The organism is Streptomyces sp. RLB3-17 (assembly GCF_007113425.2).
Classification (GTDB): Bacteria; Actinomycetota; Actinomycetes; order Streptomycetales; family Streptomycetaceae; genus Streptomyces; species Streptomyces mirabilis_D.
Genome location: NZ_CP041610.2, coordinates 9,097,297 through 9,115,149, shown reverse-complemented (window position 1 = coordinate 9,115,149; position 17,853 = coordinate 9,097,297). Strand labels below are relative to the sequence as shown.

Annotated in this window: 10 protein-coding genes and 1 pseudogene; 3 read left to right on the top strand and 8 right to left on the bottom strand. The window is 67.0% G+C overall.

Features of this window, described 5'->3' with window-relative positions; all coding sequences use genetic code 11:
• Window positions 1-56: 56 nt before the first annotated feature.
• Both FNV62_RS40910 and FNV62_RS40905 read right to left on the bottom strand, forming a co-directional pair.
• On the bottom strand, window positions 57-2,441 hold the full coding sequence (locus FNV62_RS40910; RefSeq protein ID WP_143603434.1) for an MFS transporter: 2,385 nt from the start codon (window positions 2,439-2,441) through the stop codon (window positions 57-59).
• Window positions 2,442-2,625: 184 nt separating this feature from the next.
• A complete protein-coding gene (locus FNV62_RS40905) occupies window positions 2,626-3,069 on the bottom strand; it encodes an SRPBCC family protein (protein ID WP_054230290.1) in 444 nt (147 codons plus the stop codon).
• Window positions 3,070-3,218: 149 nt separating this feature from the next.
• Here FNV62_RS40905 and FNV62_RS40900 point away from each other — a divergent pair.
• Window positions 3,219-3,449 (top strand): annotated as a pseudogene (locus FNV62_RS40900) (radical SAM protein); the annotation flags it as partial.
• Between the two features lie 400 nt (window positions 3,450-3,849).
• On the opposite strand, the gene FNV62_RS40895 reads toward FNV62_RS40900, so the two are convergent.
• On the bottom strand, window positions 3,850-5,262 hold the full coding sequence (locus FNV62_RS40895) for a recombinase family protein (protein WP_164657660.1): 1,413 nt from the start codon (window positions 5,260-5,262) through the stop codon (window positions 3,850-3,852).
• Window positions 5,263-5,305: 43 nt separating this feature from the next.
• Here FNV62_RS40895 and FNV62_RS40890 point away from each other — a divergent pair, with 43 nt between their 5' ends.
• Complete coding sequence (locus FNV62_RS40890; RefSeq protein WP_164657659.1) at window positions 5,306-5,794, top strand: hypothetical protein; 489 nt, start codon at window positions 5,306-5,308, stop codon at window positions 5,792-5,794.
• Here the strand turns inward: FNV62_RS40890 and FNV62_RS40885 are convergent.
• The 3 genes from FNV62_RS40885 to FNV62_RS40875 all read right to left on the bottom strand — a co-directional run bounded on the left by FNV62_RS40885 (window position 5,791) and on the right by FNV62_RS40875 (window position 8,674).
• Window positions 5,791-6,291 carry a hypothetical protein gene (locus tag FNV62_RS40885; RefSeq protein ID WP_143656192.1) on the bottom strand — a complete coding sequence of 167 codons (501 nt, stop codon included), beginning with the start codon at window positions 6,289-6,291 and terminating at the stop codon, window positions 5,791-5,793. The genes FNV62_RS40890 and FNV62_RS40885 overlap by 4 nt on opposite strands.
• Window positions 6,292-6,445: 154 nt before the next feature.
• The gene (locus tag FNV62_RS40880; RefSeq protein ID WP_413083925.1) at window positions 6,446-7,777 is read right to left on the bottom strand and encodes an ISAs1 family transposase; all 1,332 of its coding nucleotides are present in this window, start codon (window positions 7,775-7,777) and stop codon (window positions 6,446-6,448) included.
• A 507-nt stretch (window positions 7,778-8,284) separates the two neighbouring features.
• Window positions 8,285-8,674, bottom strand: coding sequence for a DUF4240 domain-containing protein (locus FNV62_RS40875; RefSeq protein ID WP_225900554.1), 390 nt, complete (start codon window positions 8,672-8,674; stop codon window positions 8,285-8,287).
• Window positions 8,675-9,045: 371 nt separating this feature from the next.
• Between FNV62_RS40875 and FNV62_RS40870 the strand changes: the two genes are divergently transcribed.
• A complete protein-coding gene (locus FNV62_RS40870) occupies window positions 9,046-10,434 on the top strand; it encodes an IS1380 family transposase (RefSeq protein WP_144314448.1) in 1,389 nt (462 codons plus the stop codon).
• Between the two features lie 416 nt (window positions 10,435-10,850).
• Here the strand turns inward: FNV62_RS40870 and FNV62_RS40865 are convergent, their stop codons facing one another.
• On the bottom strand, window positions 10,851-11,282 hold the full coding sequence (locus tag FNV62_RS40865) for a hypothetical protein (protein WP_143656191.1): 432 nt from the start codon (window positions 11,280-11,282) through the stop codon (window positions 10,851-10,853).
• A gap of 77 nt (window positions 11,283-11,359) precedes the next feature.
• A complete protein-coding gene (locus FNV62_RS40860) occupies window positions 11,360-17,815 on the bottom strand; it encodes an RHS repeat-associated core domain-containing protein (protein WP_143656190.1) in 6,456 nt (2,151 codons plus the stop codon).
• Between the last annotated feature and the right edge of the window lie 38 nt (window positions 17,816-17,853).

Here is a 17,853-nt window from a genome sequence, read left to right as displayed (position 1 = left end):
CCAGGGGGCGGCTCCGGCGCACCGCCCGCCTCCGCGAAGGGGCCCGCGGCGGCCGCTCAGTCCTCGTGGCCGAGCTGCAGATCCCGCTCCGTGCGCCCCCCACCGGCCACTTGCAGCACGGTGGCCACCGGCGGGTAGCCCGCCGCGATGACGGTGTACTCGCCGGAGGACAGGTCGACGAACCGGAACGCCCCGTCCGCACCGGTGGTGAGCGTGTCCACCACGTTCCCCGCGGCGTCCAGGAGCGTCACCCGCGCGTCCTCGACGGGCCGGCCGCCGCCCGCCCGCACGGTGCCGCGCAGCACGGCGCCGCCCGCGAGTTCGACGTCCTGGCGGGTCTCGCGCGAGGCCTGCACGCTGACGGGGAGGGCGGCCGGGCGGAACGCGGGCGCGCTGGCGGCGAGGGTGTACTCGCCCGCCACCAGCTCCGTGATGACATAGCCGCCCTCGCGTCCGCTGCGGGTGGTGGCCACGACCTCCCCGTGGACGTTGGTGAGCGTGACGGTGGCGTCGCGCACGGGACTGCCGTCCGCGGTGAGCACGCTCCCGGCGAGGCGTCCCGCGCCGCCGAGGACGACGTCCAGTTCCACGGGGCGCTCGCCGATGGTCACCGAGACGGCTTGCGGCTGGTGGCCGCCGGCCGCGGCGATCAGGACGTACGACCCCGATCCGGGCGTGGACAGCGCGTACCGGCCGTCCTCGCCGCTGGCGCCCCGCCCGATCTGCTGTCCGGCGATGTCGATGAGGGTGAGCGCGGCGCGCGGCACGACGGTCCCGTCGGGGTGCTGCACGGTGCCGCAGACGGGGATCCCGGCGGCGTAGGACGAACGGGCCTGCGGGATCGGGGCGTTCACCCGTGCGGCGTCCGGGTCGGCGATGGGGGCGTTGTGGGACACCAGCGGTTTCTCCTTGAGGAAGCAGGCGATGAGCAGGCCCAGGGCGAGCACCGGGACGAGATAGAGGAAGATCCGGGGCATGGCGTCCGCGTAGGCGCGGACGTAGTCGTCGCGCAGGGCCCCGGGCAGGGAGTGCACGAGCTGCGGGGTGATGGACTGGGGGTCGGGCAGGCCGGTGCGCGGGGGCAGGCGGTCGGCGAGCGCGTCCGAGAGCCGATGGGCGAACAGCGTGCCGAAGATGGCGGCGCCGACGCTGCCGCCGATCTGCCGGAAGTAGTTGTTGGCGCTGGTCGCGGTGCCGAGGTCGGCGGGGCGCACGGAGTTCTGCACGGCGAGGACGAGGACCGGCATCACCATGCCGATGCCGACGCCGAGGACGGCCATCCAGACGCTGTACTGCAGTCGGGGCGTGTCGACTTCGAGGCGGGACAGCAGCCACATGCCGAGGACCGACAGGGCGCTGCCGAGGACCGGATAGATCTTGTAGCGGCCGGTGCGGCTGATGAGCTGTCCGCAGACGACGGAGGCGCCGACGATGCCACCCATCATGGGGAGCATCAGGAGTCCGGACTCGGTGGCGCTGGCCCCGTCGACCATCTGCAGGAAGGTCGGCAGATAACTGGCCGCTCCGAAGAGGGCGACCCCGACGACGAGCCCCACCAGGGCGGTGATGTTGAAGACGCCGTCCTTGAACAGCCTCGGCGGGATGAGGGGTTCGGTGGCGAAACGCTCGGCGACGAAGAAGAGGACGGTCGCGACGAGCGCGCCCGCGCCGAGCCCCATGATGACCCGTGAGCCCCAGGCGTACTCGGTTCCGCCCCAACTGGTCAGCAGGACCAGGCAGGTCGACGCGGCGGCCAGCAGCAGCACACCGAGTACGTCGACGCGTCCGCGCGCGGGGGGCCTGGGCAGCTTCAGCACGACGGTGACGACGGCCAGGGTGAGCAGGCCGAAGGGCACGTTGATGTAGAAGCACCAGCGCCAGGAGAGGTGGTCGGTGAAATAGCCGCCCAGGAGGGGTCCGGCGACCGAGGCGAGACCGAAGGCGGCGCCGATCAGGCCCATGAAGCGGCCGCGCTCGCGAGGCGGCACGATGTCCGCGATGATCGCCTGCACGCCGATCATGAGGCCGCCCGCGCCGATGCCCTGGATCGCGCGGAAGGCGATCAGCTGGTCCATGCTCTGGGCGCGTCCCGAGCACGCCGAACCGGCCACGAAGACGACGATCGCGAACTGGAAGACGCCCTTGCGGCCGAAGAGGTCGCCGAGCTTGCCGTAGACGGGGAGTCCGACGGTGGAGGTCAGCAGGTAGGCGGTGATCGCCCAGGACATCCGGTCCAGGCCGTGCAGCTCACCGACGATCTTCGGGAGCGCGGTGGCCACGATCATCTGGTCGAGGGCGGCGAGCAGCAGCGCGAGCATGAGCCCGAAGAAGACCAGTCGCACCTGGTGCGGGCTCAGGCGGGCGGTCCCGGGGACCGGTGGAGGGGAGTGCCGCGGAGGCGCGGCAGCCGGCTCGTCCTTCACCAGAGTGATCCCGCCCACGTACCGCTCCCCTCGTCGCGCCCACCGCACAATTCCCGCTTATCGCGACAACTGTGAGCAAGCGCGACGAGTTACGGCGTACTGCCGCGTCGCGAGGCGATCCACTCGAACCGGTGAGGGTGACAACGCACCCCGGAGAGTTGCCTCTTGGGCCGTGCGGCCGTCAAAGAGGCGTAGATCCCGGCTACTTCTGTGTCTCGGTGGCGAGCTTGTCGAGCACCAGGTCGTAGATCCTGCCGAGGCCCTTGGGCGCGAAGGTCTTCTCGAAGAAGCCGCCGATGCCGCCCGCGCCGTCCCAGACGGTGGTGACGACGACACGGGACTTGCCCTCGCCCGCCGGGGTGACCCGCCAGGTGGTGACCATGGAGGAGTTGCGGTCCTTCTCGACGAGCTCGCCGTCGGTGGGCTCGGTGACCTCGAGCAGGCAGTCGCGCACCCGCTTGCTGGTGGCCTGGAGCTTCCAGTGGACGAGGGTGCCCTCGCCGTCGCCGCCCTCGCGCACCTCGTACTCGCTGAAGTGCTCGGGCAGCAGCTTCGCGCGCGTGCCGCTGTAGTCGGCCAGGGCGTCGAACACCGCCTCCGCGTCCGCCGCGATGACCCGCTCCGTCGTGGCCTCGACCTGCGCCATTGCACTTCCTCCAGCACTTGGTGACTCGGGGTGTGCGGCAAGCCAACCACCCGGCGGCCCGACCCCCCAAATCGGGGCCCCGAAATTGCGGTCGCACGATCAAGGGAACATGTGTTCTATTCTGTGGCCAGTGCTATCGAGGAGGCGTCATGCGCTGGGACAACCTCACAGCGGACCCCGCCGGGGACCGTGCCCGGAACGCCGCGCTGTTCGGCGCGGACGCGGTGACCACCCGTACGTTCGACACCCCGGAGTTCCGTGGCGTCACCTTCCACGAGATCCGGGCCCGCTCGATCGTGAACCGGGTACCGGGGGCCTCGCGCATGCCCTTCGAATGGACGGTCAACCCCTATCGGGGCTGCACACACGCGTGTGTGTACTTCACTGCCTGACCCTATTGAGCCCGGGAGGGCCGATGCTCAGCACTCCGAACGCGGACAACGCCTGGAAAGGCATGACGAGGTCCTTCCCGACCCCGGAGGCGCCAGGCCAGTATGCCGCCCCGAGCAAGGCGGAGAGGACGGCTTACGCCGTGCTGCTGCATGGACCGGCTACGCGCTCAGGCGGCGCCGACGCAAGTCAGTGGCTGCTGCTGCGCGACCGCACAGCGAAGCGCCTGTAACCGACGCACCAGTAGCAGCCACACTTCAGGAACGCGTCAGTCGCCCAGGACGCCGTCGACGTAGTCCTGCACCGGCCCGTACAGGCCGCGCGGAACCAGCCTGCGGACAATCGCCCTGCGAGACCCAGACGACCCCTCGGGCTGCTCCGCCCGCGGGGTCAGCCCATCCCCTGGAGCGGCTCGATCCGTACCGATCGCGGATCGAACGGCGCCCTGCCCGGACGGCCGGGCAGGAGCGTTACCGTGGCCAGCGTCCCGACCACCGCGCGCTGCCGGTCCAGCGTCAGATCCTTCCAGGCCTCGGCGGGATCTTCGGCGGTCACGATGTCCACCAGGATGCGCGTCCGCCGCGGGTGCGCCATCTGCGCCTCGACGTCAGCCAGCCGGGCCTTGATCCTGCGGGTAGCGGCCTTGAATTCGGCGGCGTCCGCATCATCGTCATCCGCGAACTCGTCGGTCAGGGACCTGATTCGGGACCGCAAGGCAACGGCCTTCGCCCGCAGCTCCTCCATCCCCGGTGCGGTCTCGTCGACGAGGAGATCGACGGCGTCGGGGCGCGACACGCGCCGGATCACGTACTCCTCGACGGTGAGGTCGATCGGTTGCGTACCGCGCGCCAGGTGCTTCGTCTTCCGGCACCGGTACAGCGGCGCCGTGAGCCCCCGCGTGCCTTTCGGGCCGCCCCGCGACCCGGACGTCACGGTCGTCCCGTCGTCGCAGACACCGCACCGGGCGATCCCCGACAGCAGCCACCGCCGGCCCGGTCCCGGGCTCGTCGCCCGGCTCTCGTCCTCAAGAAGGTGCTTCGCCGCCCGCCATGTGGCCTCGTCCACGATGACCGGCCACTTACCCGGGTACAGCTCGCCACGGTACTGACGCAGCCCTGCGTAGCGCTCGTTCAGGAGTACGCCGCGGATGGCGTTGTATGACCAGGGTTTGCCGTTGCGGTTGAGGACGCCCCGCTCGTTGAGGTCGGCGGCCATGCCGGAGAGGGTCGCTCCGGCGAGCAGCGCGTGAAAGCAGTCCTTGACCTCGGCGGCCTCGTCTTCGACGAGCATCGCGCCGTCTGCGGTGTAACCGAAGCAGCGCGGCCCGGTCGGCGGCAGGCCGCGCTCGACGCGCTGGCGCATCTCCCGCTGCTCCCGCTCCGACATCTGCTCGACCTCGAACGTGTCGACCTCGCCGAGGAGGCCGGCGAGGAGGCGGCCAGCGGCCGTCGTGAGGTCCAACTCGGGGCCCTTGACGCACAGCACGGACACCTCGTGCTTGCGGAGGATCTCGATTCCCTCGGCCCGTTCGCGCCGGTTCCGCCAGAGCCGGCCGAGCATGTAGACGATGATGACGTCGACTTCGCCGCGCTGTACGGCAGCCATGAGGAGCTCGTACTGGGGGCGGTGCTTGCCGTGGGTGGCCGACTTGTCGTTGTCCCGGAAGCGGCGCCCCTGGAGGGGGATTCCGCGCCGTTCGGCCAACTCTGCGGTGTCCTCGCCTTGACGGATGACACCGTCTTTGTCGCCGGCATCCGCCTTGCTGATGCGCTCGTATGACGCACCCTTACACAACGGGGTCATACGTTGAAGCGCGGGTGCAAATACCCTCTGAACTGCGTGTTCCTTGATCACGACCTGGTGCCTCGACGTGCACCAACGAGGGAGACAGAACGGTCGTCTCGTCGTCCTCGGCAGCGGAGGCCCGGAGACTGCGGAGATCGCGCACGAAACCCTCATCAGGGAGTGGGGCCGCCTGTCGGCGTGGGTGGAGGAAGACACCGTATTCCAGCAGTGGCTGGCAGTGATGGAGGAGCGCGCGCGAGACAAAGACCTGCTGTCCGCTACCCGGGTGGCGGAGGCGCAGAGGTGGCTGGGCGAGCGGAGAAATGACATCCCCCAGGGCGTTGCCGACTTCATTGAGCACAGCAGCACAGTGATCCTGAAACAGCAGCAGACCCAGGAGATGCTCACTGCCCGGGACAGCACTGCAGGTGAACGCGCTGATCTGCACGAGGCAGTCGGCTCCGGGCTGGTCATCCGACGCCGCCAGCTGCGAACGACGCCTCCAGGCCGTCTTCGCGCATCAGGCGCATGGTACGGACCAGTTTGCTAGAACAGTCGCGAGTCGATGGAGGTTTCGACGGCGCTGGTGATCTCTGTCGGTACAGGGACGCCGAGTTGGATGGCGGTTGGAGTGTAGAGGTCGGCGGTGATTTCGGGTGTGGTCAGTGACACGAGCAGGCCGTAGGTCGCGGGGCGCCCGACTCGGTCGGCACTGTTGTTGTACTTCCACCAGCCGCCGGCGGGGTAGACGGCGAGCACGCCGCAGTCGGCGAGTTCCCGGGCAGTTCCTCGCCAGATGTCAGCGGGCAGGCAGCCGCGCACGCGGTTGGTCGGGCCGACGAGCCAGTTAGGGTCGCTGTCGAAGGGCCGGATGGCCGTTCGGGCGTCATCTTCGGCTTGCGCGGCTTGTGCGATGCGGCCTTCGAATTGCCGGGTGGTCTCGTAGGGGCCCTTGAGCGCGAAGCGGAGCCGGTGGGAGGCGTAGGTGTGTTGTCCGAGCATGCCTCGGCGGCCCGGGTTGGGCTCGATGAAGTAGGAGAGGGTCACCCGCAGGTTGACTTCGGCGGCGTCGAGATCCAGGAGCTGTTCGCGGGGCCAGGGCAGTTCGTGCAGTTTGAGTTCGCCGAGGCGGATGTCGCGCCGTTCTCGGACGAAGGGGACGAGAGATCAACACCGTTGCGTTTGGCCCGTGAGCTGTACGTCAAGCCCTGCTGAACAGCGCAACGGGACCACCTGATAGATCAACGATCGGCGAAGAAAGTCGATCAAGGTCAGGGGTCCCGCTGCAGGAGAAGTCTGTCATTGAGGTCTTCTCGGTAACTTCTCGTGACGGTTCGTGAGTTTCGTCAGGTGGTGCGTCCGTGTTCGATCTGGAGCAGGACGAGGGCGGCTCGGGCGATCCGGGTGATGGCGGCGGGGTCGAGGCGTAGTCGCGTGGCGTCCGGTTCGTGATCATCCGAGGCCGAGGAGTGCGAGGGTCGCGGGCGTTGCGGCGGAGGCCGGCCGCGATGTTCTTCACTCCGGCCATGCGGAGGGCTCCGATGGCGAGGTTGCGCCAGGTAGCCATGACGCGGGGCGCGTTGCCGGTCCGCAGCTGGGAGGCGTCCTCGGCAAAGGTGGTGTCGCGGACATGGTGCAGGGCCTCGATCTTCCAGTAGTTGCGGACGAGTTCGGAGAGCTGGGCCGCGGTGGCCTGCTCGGCGGTCAGGCTGGTGACGGCGTAGACCGTCTTGACGGTGGTCTTGCCGGTCTTGCGGTCGGTGCGCCGGCGCTTGATCTGGACGGCCTGGCGGGCTCCGGGGAAGAGGAGGCTGTTCACGGTGGCGGCCTTGATCCGGCGGATCTCCGCGCGGCCGTGGCCGATGCCCCGGGTGCGTCCCTGCAGCGGGATGTCCTTCCAGGGAAGAGACCCCAGCTGTCTGCGCAGCTTCTTCTGATTGCCCTTGACGATCACGATGTAGTGGGCGCCCCTCCCGAGGAGGTAGTCGGCATGCTCGCGCTGGGTGTGCATCGCGTCGCTGGTGACCACGGCGCCGGCCAGGTCGGCGACGGTGTCCAGCAGCGGCTGGAAGCACGTGATCTCGTTGGTCTTCTCGCCGACATCCAGCTGGGCCAGGACCAGGCCGGTGGCGTGCTCCAGTGCGGCGAGCAGGTGGATCTTGCGGCCCTTCGCCTTGGCCGCGCCGCGCAGGCTCTTGCCGTCCACCGCGAGTCCGCGCAGCCCGGTCGCCTTCGGGCGGCGGTCGGCGAGCCAGCTCCCGACAGCCAGGTCCAGCGCGTCGCCGTCGATGCGGGCCAGCAGTCGGCGGACCGTGGTCTCAGCGGGCAGGACCCGCCCGGGCAGAAGCGGATAGGAGTCAGCACCGACCTGTTCCAGCACATACCCAGGGGCATCGGCGATCCATTCGCCGACCGCCAGCAGCGAGGTCGCTCCGGCCAGCACCGTGCACGCGGTGAGAGCGAGCACGACGGCCAGGCGGTGGCGCACCCCGCGCGGGTCACGCGGGTCCGGCACCCCGGCCAGCCGCTCCACCAGGCCCGGGACCTCCTCGGGTCCGACCTGCGGACTCTCACGCAGTTGGTCAAGGGCAGGCAGGATCAGAGATGATGCGTCGGCAGGCACGGTCTTCCACTTGGATCACGGGAGGTAGGACTCCATGATCTTGGGAGCCCGTGCCTGTCAACTCCCGGATGACCGCCAAGCCGGCGGATTGTCACGAACCGGATGCCCGTGAGCAACGCTGCAGCCTGCCGTGAGCCCTGCTAGGGCAATCGCCTGAGCCACAACACGGCAAGGCTGTAGGCGAGGGCCGACACAGCAAGTCCCGTGAGGACCGTAGCGGTGTACGCCCAGTCGGGCAGCGTCTGAGTGAAGAACCCGAACGTGACGTCGCGAGTGATGAGGAATGCTGCGACGGCGGCGAACATCGCACCCGCTGACTGCTGGGTCCACCGTCCCGGCTTCGACGCGACGCGGCCATCCGGGCGAGGGACAAGAGGTTCTGTCACTCGTCACTTGTACCGGTCCCGATGCGACTCATCAATGGCAGCCGGTCCAAGCCCGCACGCGGCAGGGCTTCGGCGTCGTCACACGATCACGAACCGGACATGCTGCGACTACGCCGAAGCCTTGGCTGTCGGGGTCAGCGGCCACGCGCCGGTACCACTCACGGCCCAAGGCGATCACACCAGCGCGGAAGTCCATGAAACTGTCGTCGGAGCACCCGCCTCCGATGAGGTAAGCAGCCGCCCACACATCCCAGCGATACAGGGCGTCGTGCAGCTCATCGAAGCGTTCTGAATACTCCAGAATCTCCTGCCGCGGTCTATCCGCGAGCTGCTTGACGAGAACCTCGTCAAATGGCTCGCCCGTTGCGGCGGCCCCGGCTTGCGCGGCTTCGATGACGTGCCAGAACGTGTCGATCTCCATGACCGCGCACTCTGCCACGACCCTATGACAATGGATCCTGGCCACCCTGCCGGCACCCGACCTGGGCATTCACGGAACTGCGGCCAGAACCATTTTCAGTGGCACTCAACACGCGGCACGCACCGGCGGGTCTTCTGCCTCTGCGGCCGGCGCAGGCCTGCGCTCCACCGCGGTCGAAGTGCGTTGGGCGAGCTGGACATGACGAAGCCGCCCGCCGGGTTCCCCCGTGGCGGGCGGCTCATGCCTGAGCCTGGATCCACCGGCTTGATGTCTGTGGACAGTTTCTCGGGGAACGAAGAAGTGCCTTGTGACCTGCGATGATGGGGTTTCTCTAGGACCACATCAGGCGCGATCAGCAAGGCACTTCCGAGATGCAATCTTCCCATGCCGCAGCGGCGGTCTCATCCGCGTTCGACGACCCGAACCTAATCGCGTACGGCGGCCTGGAGCCGGTGGTGCGGTTGGCCGAGCGGTGCGGTCTGCCCGCACTGGTCGGGGAGTACATCCGTCTGCCGGCCTCGAAGGACGGCACCGGTGCCTTCCCCGCGGCGAAAGTGATGTCGCTGGTGGGCGGCATGGTCGCGGGCGCCGACAGCATCGATGACATGCACCGGCTACGGCACGGCGCGATGGGCCGCCTGTTCTCCGGTGTGCGGGCCCCGTCCACGCTGGGGTCGTTTCTGCGTTCCTTCACGCACGGGCATGTGAAGCAATTGCACGCCGTGGCCCGCCGGTTCCTTCCCGAACTGGCCCGTCACGCCCCGCTGCTGCCCGGCGCGGACCAGGTCGCCTACGTGGACATCGATGACACCATCCGCCGCACCTACGGCTACGCCAAGCAGGGCACCGGTTACGGATACAGCAAGGTCAAGGGCCTGAACGCGCTGCTCGGCATCGTCTCCACACCCCTGGCCGCCCCGGTGATCGCCGCCACGAGGCTGCGCAAGGGACCATCGAACTCCGCGCGCGGGGCGGCAGCGTTCGTCGCCGAGACCATCCGCACCGCCCGCGCCTGCGGCGCGAATGGCCTGCTGGTGATGCGCGCGGACTCGGCGTTCTACGGCGCCGATGTCGTCAACTCCTGCCGGGCGCTGGGCGCGCGGTTCTCCATCACCGTGCGGATGAACGCTTCCGTCAAGGCCGCCATCGCCCGCATCGATGAGGACGCCTGGATGCCGATCAAGTACCCCAAGGCGGTCTGGGACGAGGAGGGCCAGTGCTGGATCTCCGACGCCGAGATAGCCGAGACCGGCTACACCGCCTTCACTTCCAAGCCGAAGAAGCAGCAGGTCACCGCCCGTCTGATCGTGCGCCGCGTCAAACGCCTGAGCACTGGCACCGTCCCCGCCGGACAGGGCACGCTGTTTGACACCTGGCGCTACCACGCCGCGTTCACCGACTCCCCGCTCTCCTTGAACGATGCCGAGCGTGATCACCGACGGCACGCTGTCGTCGAGCAGGTGATCGCGGATGTCAAGAACAGCGCCTTCGCCCACGCACCCTCCGGGCATTTCCAGGCCAATGCCGCGTGGCTCGCCCTGGCCGCCCTGGCGCACAACCTGACCCGCGCCGCTGGCGCACTGGCCGGCACGTTCCATGCCAGAGCGACCACCGCCACCATCCGTGACCACCTGATCAACGTGCCCGCCCGCCTGGCCCGCTCCGCCCGCCGCCTCACCCTGCACCTGCCCGAACGCTGGCCCTGGAGCACGGACTTCACCCAGCTCTTCAGCATCGTGCACGCGCCACCAGCCCCCTGACACTCCCCGACCGACCTGCCCGAAAGGGCCCGAGAACTGCGGAAAAGTGGAAAGGCTGGGCAGACCAGCGGCCGCCCCACGCCCGAATCCGCAACTCAGCCCCGACACGCCCTGCACGACCCCGAACCGATCACACCACAATCAAGCCGGTGGATCCGGGCTGAGTGCTCAGAGGCCGGAGTCGACGTCGGGTCTACTGCGAACCCAAATCGAAGGAACCGGAGCCTGCGCACCTGAACGAGACTTCTTGCTCGCGCCCTACCACCTGGGCAGCGCGACAGAACTGCGCGGGCACATCGCGCCGCCTAACCGCCCGGCCCGGAGAAGGTCCCGGCGGTCTCAAGCATCACGCTTACATGCTGACGCACAACCATGGCCTGCAGTTCAAGAATTCTCAAGCTCTTGCGCTGCTCTGGTTAAGATGGCAGATCCGCAACCGTGTAGCCGGTTAGCCCGAGCCCGCTGACTACAGGAAGGATTTTTGCGAGATACCACTCAAAGTCGACGTAGTCGCCAGCATCCTCGCGATAGACAGTGTCCACCCTCGGGTCCAGCATGAGCTTTTGCCCGCCAGACAACACAAGGAAAGAGCCTCCGATTCCCGTGGCACCCCAGGTGAGGATCATTGCACAAGCCCCATGAGCCTCTCGAGCTCGATCCATCTCTTCAATAACAGCAGGGGCAGCGTCGAGAGGCTTGGTATCCCAATCAGTCATATCCGACTCCACAAGGTAGTTGATATGACCGCCGTCATCCAATCGCCAACCGCTACGCGTCAGCGATCCAACGAGTTCCGGGATCGACAGTTCATTGTTAAACTCGAGTTTAATACTTACATACCTACTCACGAGCACCGCTCCTCACTAGAACATCGAAGGGGCGCCAGTAGCACCCCTTCGATCTACATTCTACCTAAACTTCCGAGTCATCCCCGAGGAACAACTCCCCACTCAAACCCTTTCTTCTGGAAATAATCCTGCATATTCTGCGGGACCGGGTTCTCGGATATCACCCGGAAGTCTGCGCCATTTTCTGTCGCAATCTTCCGAGATTCACCGAGTTTCGATTTAAATACGAGCATCTCATCGGGGTCACGATTGAGACGGTCCCAGTATTCCCCACTCTTTGCTTCATACCACACCTCCCGAGAAGACCCCTCAGGGGTGTAGCGCCCATCGAACTGTCTTTTACCAACCTTGAACCCCGGCTTCCCATCCGGTCCCAGTTTTCCACCAAACCGCTCCATTAGAGAGATCTCGTAGGAGTCACCGCTCAGTTGTTGCAGACGACCTTTAGATAGCCCAGGACGACCACCAAGCGGACCGTCAGGGCCAATTGGAACAATCCCAATCGATCCGTTTTCACACGGATACCCGGGATTGCAAACTGGGCCATCGATGATCTGCCTGATCAGCGCCATCCAGCCGAGCTCGGGTTGCGGGCCATACCACCCTGTGTCGGGGAAGTGAAGTTTACTTCCCCGGTTTTCTTTTTCGTCTCCAGGACCTGTAACTGGTTTGCAGATTTCGGTGAGTCCCATTCCGCTGCACGAGTAGCGGGGACCGCTGTCCGTGTTCCCGGAACTGTCCGTACTGGCAGTTCCTCCAGCGTTGTAGGTCTGTCCGCTGTCGGCGTATCGCCTGTTCGCTGACTTCCTCTTCTTTCCGGGTGTGTGGCCCGGTGTGGTGTTCTCGTAGTCAGGGCCGGGTCGGGTCGGGCAGTCGATGTCGGCGCACATTCCGGTCGGGTCAGCGTTGGTGACCGGGCTATTGCTGGCGTAGGAGTATCCGTTGAGTGACTGCGGTGCGGCCGTGGCAAGTACCGGGTCAACGCTGACGAATTGTCCGAGCGACGGATCGTACTCGCGCGCTCCTACCTGTGTGAGGCCGGTCGAGTCGTCCGCTGGTTTGTTCAGGAATGCCTTGTCGTCGGGCCACGATGTGGCCTTCGTACCTCGGAGGGCACCGAACGGGGTGCTATAGCGCTTCGTGACCGTGTAGGTGCTGGCGTCCAGGGCAATGCTGGAGGTGCCATGGTGGTCCGTGGCCAGGAAGTTGAGTTTCGTGCCTGAGACACCGGAGGTGGCAGTGCGGACGGCGATGGTCTGGCCGTTGGCCGCGTAGTAGCGGGTGCCTGACAGGGTCTTCGTCGTTCCCTTGACTGTCAGCCGCGCCTCGGTGCCGCCGCCGAGGTAGAGGATCGTGTCCCCGTCGCCCTTGGCCCGGCGGATCAGCAGTTCGCCGCCCGCGTCGTAGAGGTAGCTGGTCTCCTTCGTGCTCTCGGTGAGCCCCGCCAGCTTGCCTTCGGTGTTCCAGGCCAGGGTCTGCTGGGCCGTGGGGCCCGGGCGGGATGTGGTGTTGCCCGTGCTGTCGTAGACGTAACTGCCGGTCGTGGCGCCCGTCGTCTTGTCCAGCGTGTGGGGCTTGTTGTCCGTGGTGTCGTCGTACTTGTACGTGGTGGTCTTGTCACCCGATGTCGCGTGCTGCGTTTCCGTCTGGCGCTGACCACCTGCGTTGTACGTGTAGGACGTCCAGTACGGAGCCGCGCCGTCGATATTGGACATCGCGCGGCCCGTCGCGGCACAGTCCGCGGTCTTCGGCGTCCAGGCCTCGGTCATACGGCTGTAGCCGTCGTAGGCGAAGCACTGGTAGTCGGCCTTGGCGCTGCCGCCCAGGGTGGTGGTGTCGAAGATGGATGTGACGTTGCCCGCGTCGTCCTGCTTGAAGTTCAGGTCCTGGACCGGGTAGCTGTGAACGTCGTCCGTCACCTGGGCCCGGGTGAGACGCCGGGTGCCTTCTTCGTAGAGCCAGATGAGATAGGCCTTCTTCGCCGAATCACCCCCGTCCATGCCCAGGGCGAGCTTGGCCAGGTCGCCCTGCGGAGAGAACCCGGCGCCCTGGAGATAGCCCGTCGTCCCTCTTGAGGTGACCTGCTGGCCAGTGGAGTTGTAGCCGTACTTGACCGTCTCCGCCGTGAGGCCGGCCACCGCCGGTGCGGCGGACTGATCCACGGTTCCGTCCAGGTTGTAACTGGTGGTGAACGACAGCGCCTTCGGCACGCCTGCGGTCACCAGCGGATCGGTCTCAGGCAGGAGTAGCTGGCTTCCCGTGACCTGGTAGAGGTTGTCGTACGACGTGACCTTCTGGGTGTACGCCTTGCCGGCGACCCCACCGTCATAGCGCGTGGCCGTGTCCTGCTGTCCCTTGGCCACGGCGTCGAAGCCCCACGCCGCGAGCTTGTTGGCATCCGTCTTGTCGGTCTGCCACATGCCGGTCCTGCGGCCGAGATCGTCGTACTCGTACAGCAGTGTGTTGTTCGACTTGTTGGCGTTGACGGTCTTCGTGACCTGGTCGAGGACGTTGTACTCGGTCGCCGCCCTGCCCTTGTCCGGATCGACAGCCGCGGTCTGGCGTCCGAACAGGTCGTACTCGTACGACCACTTCGACTGATCGGGGCCGGTGATCGTTTCCTGCTGGCCGCCTGGCCGGTAGGTGTAGCCGGTCGTGGTGTAAGCAGTACCGGTCGGCTTGGGACCCGGGTACTCGCGGCGTTCCGTGGTCTGGCCCAGGGCGTTGGCGACCACCGCCGTAGCCTGACCGCCTGCGGGAGCTGTCGTGGACACCGTGTCACCGGTGTACGTGGTCTCGGTGGTCCATCGGGCCACACCGTGGACCTTGGTCACCGCCTTGTTCGCACGCTCCGCGCCGTCGTAGGTCGTGTCCGTCTGGATCGGGGCCTGACCCTCGGAGGTCTCGACCGGCGTGGACGCCGGCGTCGAGGTGCTGTCCCAGATGTCGGACTGCTGGGTGATGGCCAGCCCTCGCGAGTCGTACAGGCCCAGGGAGATGAGCCGACCACCCTGCGGGGTCGGGGACTGGGTCTGCCGGGTACGCAGGAGCGAGTCGTAGAAGGTGTAGCTCGTGTTGTAGCCGGAACCGTCGCCCTTGAGGGCGCTGGTGGACACCCAGGACATGGCGGAGCTTGTGATCTTGTAGTCGTAGACGTAGTTCGGTGTCTTCTTCAGGACCGTGAGGCGGTTGGGCAGCCACACCTTGGTGACACGCCCGAGGCTGTCGTACTCGGATTCCGTGACCTTGTTGTTGGGGTCGTTGACCTTCACCGTCGCACCGGTCGCGAAGTCCACCGCGGTGGTGGTCGTGTACCCCTTGAAGTTGCTGGCGCTGTTGGAGGTCAGCGGTCCGCCGCCGGTCGGAACGTAGGTGGTGTCGGCGACGAGCTTGTCATTGGTGTCTTTGACCACACGCAGGCGGCCCAGGCCGTCGTAGGTGCTGGTAGCGGTCTTCTGCCAGGTCGGAGCGTCGTCGCTGCCGTAGCCCTTGGCCCGGCCCGTCCAGACCACATCGCCCTTGGTCGGCTTCTGGCTCGCGGACCAGACGGTGGCCGCGGTGTCGTCGTAGATCGTCGCCGTGTCGGAGATGACATTGCCCGGACGCGACGAGTCCGCGGGCAGGTCGAGCGCCGAGTCGGCGGTGGCACAGGTCTTGGCGACGGTACGGGTGCGCGAGACAAGGGAGTTGAGACCCTTGTCGTCGTTTCGGGCGTACCAGGTGCGGGTGCACTTCTCGTCGTCTTTGACCGCGTCGTCACCCTGGTCTTCGACGGTGTCGGCCATGCCGTAGTCGTCGTAGGTGGTCTTCACCGTGCGCACCCGGTCGTACGGGGTGAGCTTGCTGGTGATGTATGTACGGGCGTGAGTGGCCCCCGTGCGCACGTAGTACGCCTCGGTGTCCGCGTACGACTTGTGTTGGGTCGCCGTCCGCTTCGACCAGGGGTCGCTGATCGTGCCCGAGACCTCGGTGTCACCGTCGTAGGTGGCCGATTCGCGGGTGAATCCCGCGTACTCGTCCGAGTCGGTGATCTCCGCGGCTTTGATGCCGGAGACCTTCACCGGCTTACGGGCATCCGCGTCCGGGGTCTTCCCGTCCGGGCCCAGGACACGGTCACCGTTCATGCCCCGCATGTACACGGTGACGGTCTTGCTCTGCGTGCGCCCGGGATTGCCCGTGAGGTGGGTGACCTTCCCGTAGCCGCGCCAGATGGACCAGGTGCGCTCCTTGGTGGGAGTCATCGGGTCGTCGTTGTAGTGCCAGGCACCGCCACCGGAGTACTGGTAGGTGTGCTGCACGTTCTCCGATCCGCCGTAGGTATCGGTGGAGGTAACCGAGGTGACCGGATATTTCTGGAACCAGTCGAGGATCGGGTCCTTCTCCCCGTTGGGGGACCAGTAGACGGGGTAACAGCGCTTGGTGTTCGCGTCGACCTTGGGCATGCTCTGGCCCGCGACGCAGTCGGCGTCCGCGTAGGTGACGATGGTCTTCGCCCCGGTCTCGGACGTGACGGTCTTCAGGCGCGGCCTGTTGAGCGGCAGGATGTCGTCGGCGGCGCCGTCGACGCGGTTGGGCCGCATCTCGTGCGTGAACCTGACGGGGTCCAGGGAGAGGTCCGTCCCCCGCTTGCCGGTGTGCTTGATCTCGTCCAGCCACAGGGACTGGTCGGTCGAGTCACCCGTGTCACCGGGATCCAGGTACAGCTGCTTGAGCGCCCAGACGTCCACGGCTTCGAAGCCGGGAGTCGATGCCGCCGCGTTCCACGCGGAGGTGGTGATGGTGGTCAGGCGCTTGCGTGTGAAGAACGACGGACCGACGTTGCCGGTGCACTTGTCGCCGTCCTTGCAGATGGTGTCGAACGGTACGTCGGGCCAGTTGTCCCGGGTGTCCTTCGTCAGCGAGTCGCAGCCGGTCCCGGAGGCCAGGCAACGCTCGGAGTAGGAGAACACGACCTTGTCTGACGCGGCGGGCGAGCCGGAGAACAGCGCGCCGGCGCGCTGGCCGTAACGGATCTCCTTCAGGTAGCCCCCGCGGATGTAATCGGTGCCGGTGTTGTCGTCGCCGAGCTTGTCGTAGTTGTTGTGCTCGGCCGTGTACCAGTACGACATCGCGTTGCCGTGGGTGTCCTCGACATAGTCGAGGTTCCAGCGCCAGGCCTGTTTCTTGTCCCGGCCGGAGAAGCTGGTCCCGTCGGAGTATCCGGGCTCGCCCGCGTCGTCCCCGAACACTGGCACGGTCCACACCGACTCGGTGCGGTCGTCGGCCCCCGCGCCATCGAGCTTGTTCAGACCGAAGACGTACTTCGTGCCGTCGCCTGTGACGACCGTCCAGTACTCACCGTTGTCGTCGCCGTTGTCCGCGCTGGTCGAGTGGGTGACCGTGGAGGCGTCGTCGTTCTTCAGCCGCCACTTGCCCGTGGTGTCGTCCTTGACCAGCTCGGTGGCCTTGCCGTTCAGCACCAGCGAGGCGTTGTCGTACTTCCAGCACAGGTCGTACTTCTCGCTCTGCCCGTCGTCGTCGCACGAGCCGTACTTGCGCTCGATGAAGGACGAGGTCAGGTCGAAACCCTCACCGATCTGGCTGCCCTGGTTGTTGGTGTTCGCGGTACGCCCGTCGACACTGCCGGAGTCGTACGAGATGGACAGGGCGGGCTCGGAACCCGCTGCGGCGGGCGGCACTCGCAGCGGGTACGACCATGTGAACGTGCCCGACGAACCCCCTGCCTCCCAGGTGGACGAAGCGGACAGCGGGGTCGCCTTGTAGTCACCGCTGCCGGACTTGGCGCCGGTACCGGCCGCGAGTGCCAACATCATCGGCGCGCCGTTGGACGCAAGACTCAGCGGTGCCGAGATGCGGTCGTTCGCACGGTCGTTGCTGGAGTCGAGGCCGGTACGCTTGCGGCACTTGGCCTTGGACGGATCATCCGCGGCGCAGTCCGGCAGCCGGGAGAGCTGCAGGCGCCCGGCCCAGTCGCCACCGTAGGCCGAGGCGAAGGCCGAATAGTCCAGACCGAGGCGGGCCTTCCCGCCGCCCTTGGGCCCGGTGACCTTCAGGACCACGCCCTTGACACCGAGCGACTGCGCCGCCTTCTGGTCCAGCACCTGCACCGTCAGAGACGCGGCTGTTTTGCCCATGGCAGGCCTGGCCACCGTGACGGGCAGGGCACCCGGGCTCGCCTTGACCGTGCCCCTCGACGGAACCTTCAGCGACGTCCTGCCCGATGTGGGCCAAGTGGTCCGCTGCTGCTGGTCAAGGCGCGCTCGCGCTGCCGCGGCCTGATCCGCTGCGGCGGATTTCTTCACCGTGTCGGCGGCCTTCTTGTTCACCTCGGCGGTGAACGGGCTGACCTTGGCGGCGCGTGGCGCCTTCAGTCCGGGGTCGCCCAGGGGATCGGCCTCCGCGGCGAAGGCGACGGGAGTGAGAAGGCCGGGAACCAAGGCCAGTCCAGTGAGCGCGGCTATGCGGCGGGACCAGCGTCTTCTTGTTCCGCCACCGCGGGCCGGTCCAGGCCGTGGTATGCCGAAGGGGTTCATGTGACTTCTTCCTGCACACGGGCAGCCTTGAGCCCGGC

Excerpts from the sequence above, each read along its gene's own strand:
- FNV62_RS40905 (WP_054230290.1), bottom strand. The coding sequence starts at position 3,069 with ATGGCGCAGGTCGAGGCCACGACGGAGCGGGTCATCGCGGCGGACGCG.
- FNV62_RS40895 (WP_164657660.1), bottom strand. The coding sequence starts at position 5,262 with ATGACCCCGTTGTGTAAGGGTGCGTCATACGAGCGCATCAGCAAGGCG.
- FNV62_RS40875 (WP_225900554.1), bottom strand. The coding sequence starts at position 8,674 with ATGGAGATCGACACGTTCTGGCACGTCATCGAAGCCGCGCAAGCCGGG.
- FNV62_RS40870 (WP_144314448.1), top strand. The coding sequence starts at position 9,046 with ATGCAATCTTCCCATGCCGCAGCGGCGGTCTCATCCGCGTTCGACGAC.
- FNV62_RS40860 (WP_143656190.1), bottom strand. The coding sequence starts at position 17,815 with ATGAACCCCTTCGGCATACCACGGCCTGGACCGGCCCGCGGTGGCGGA.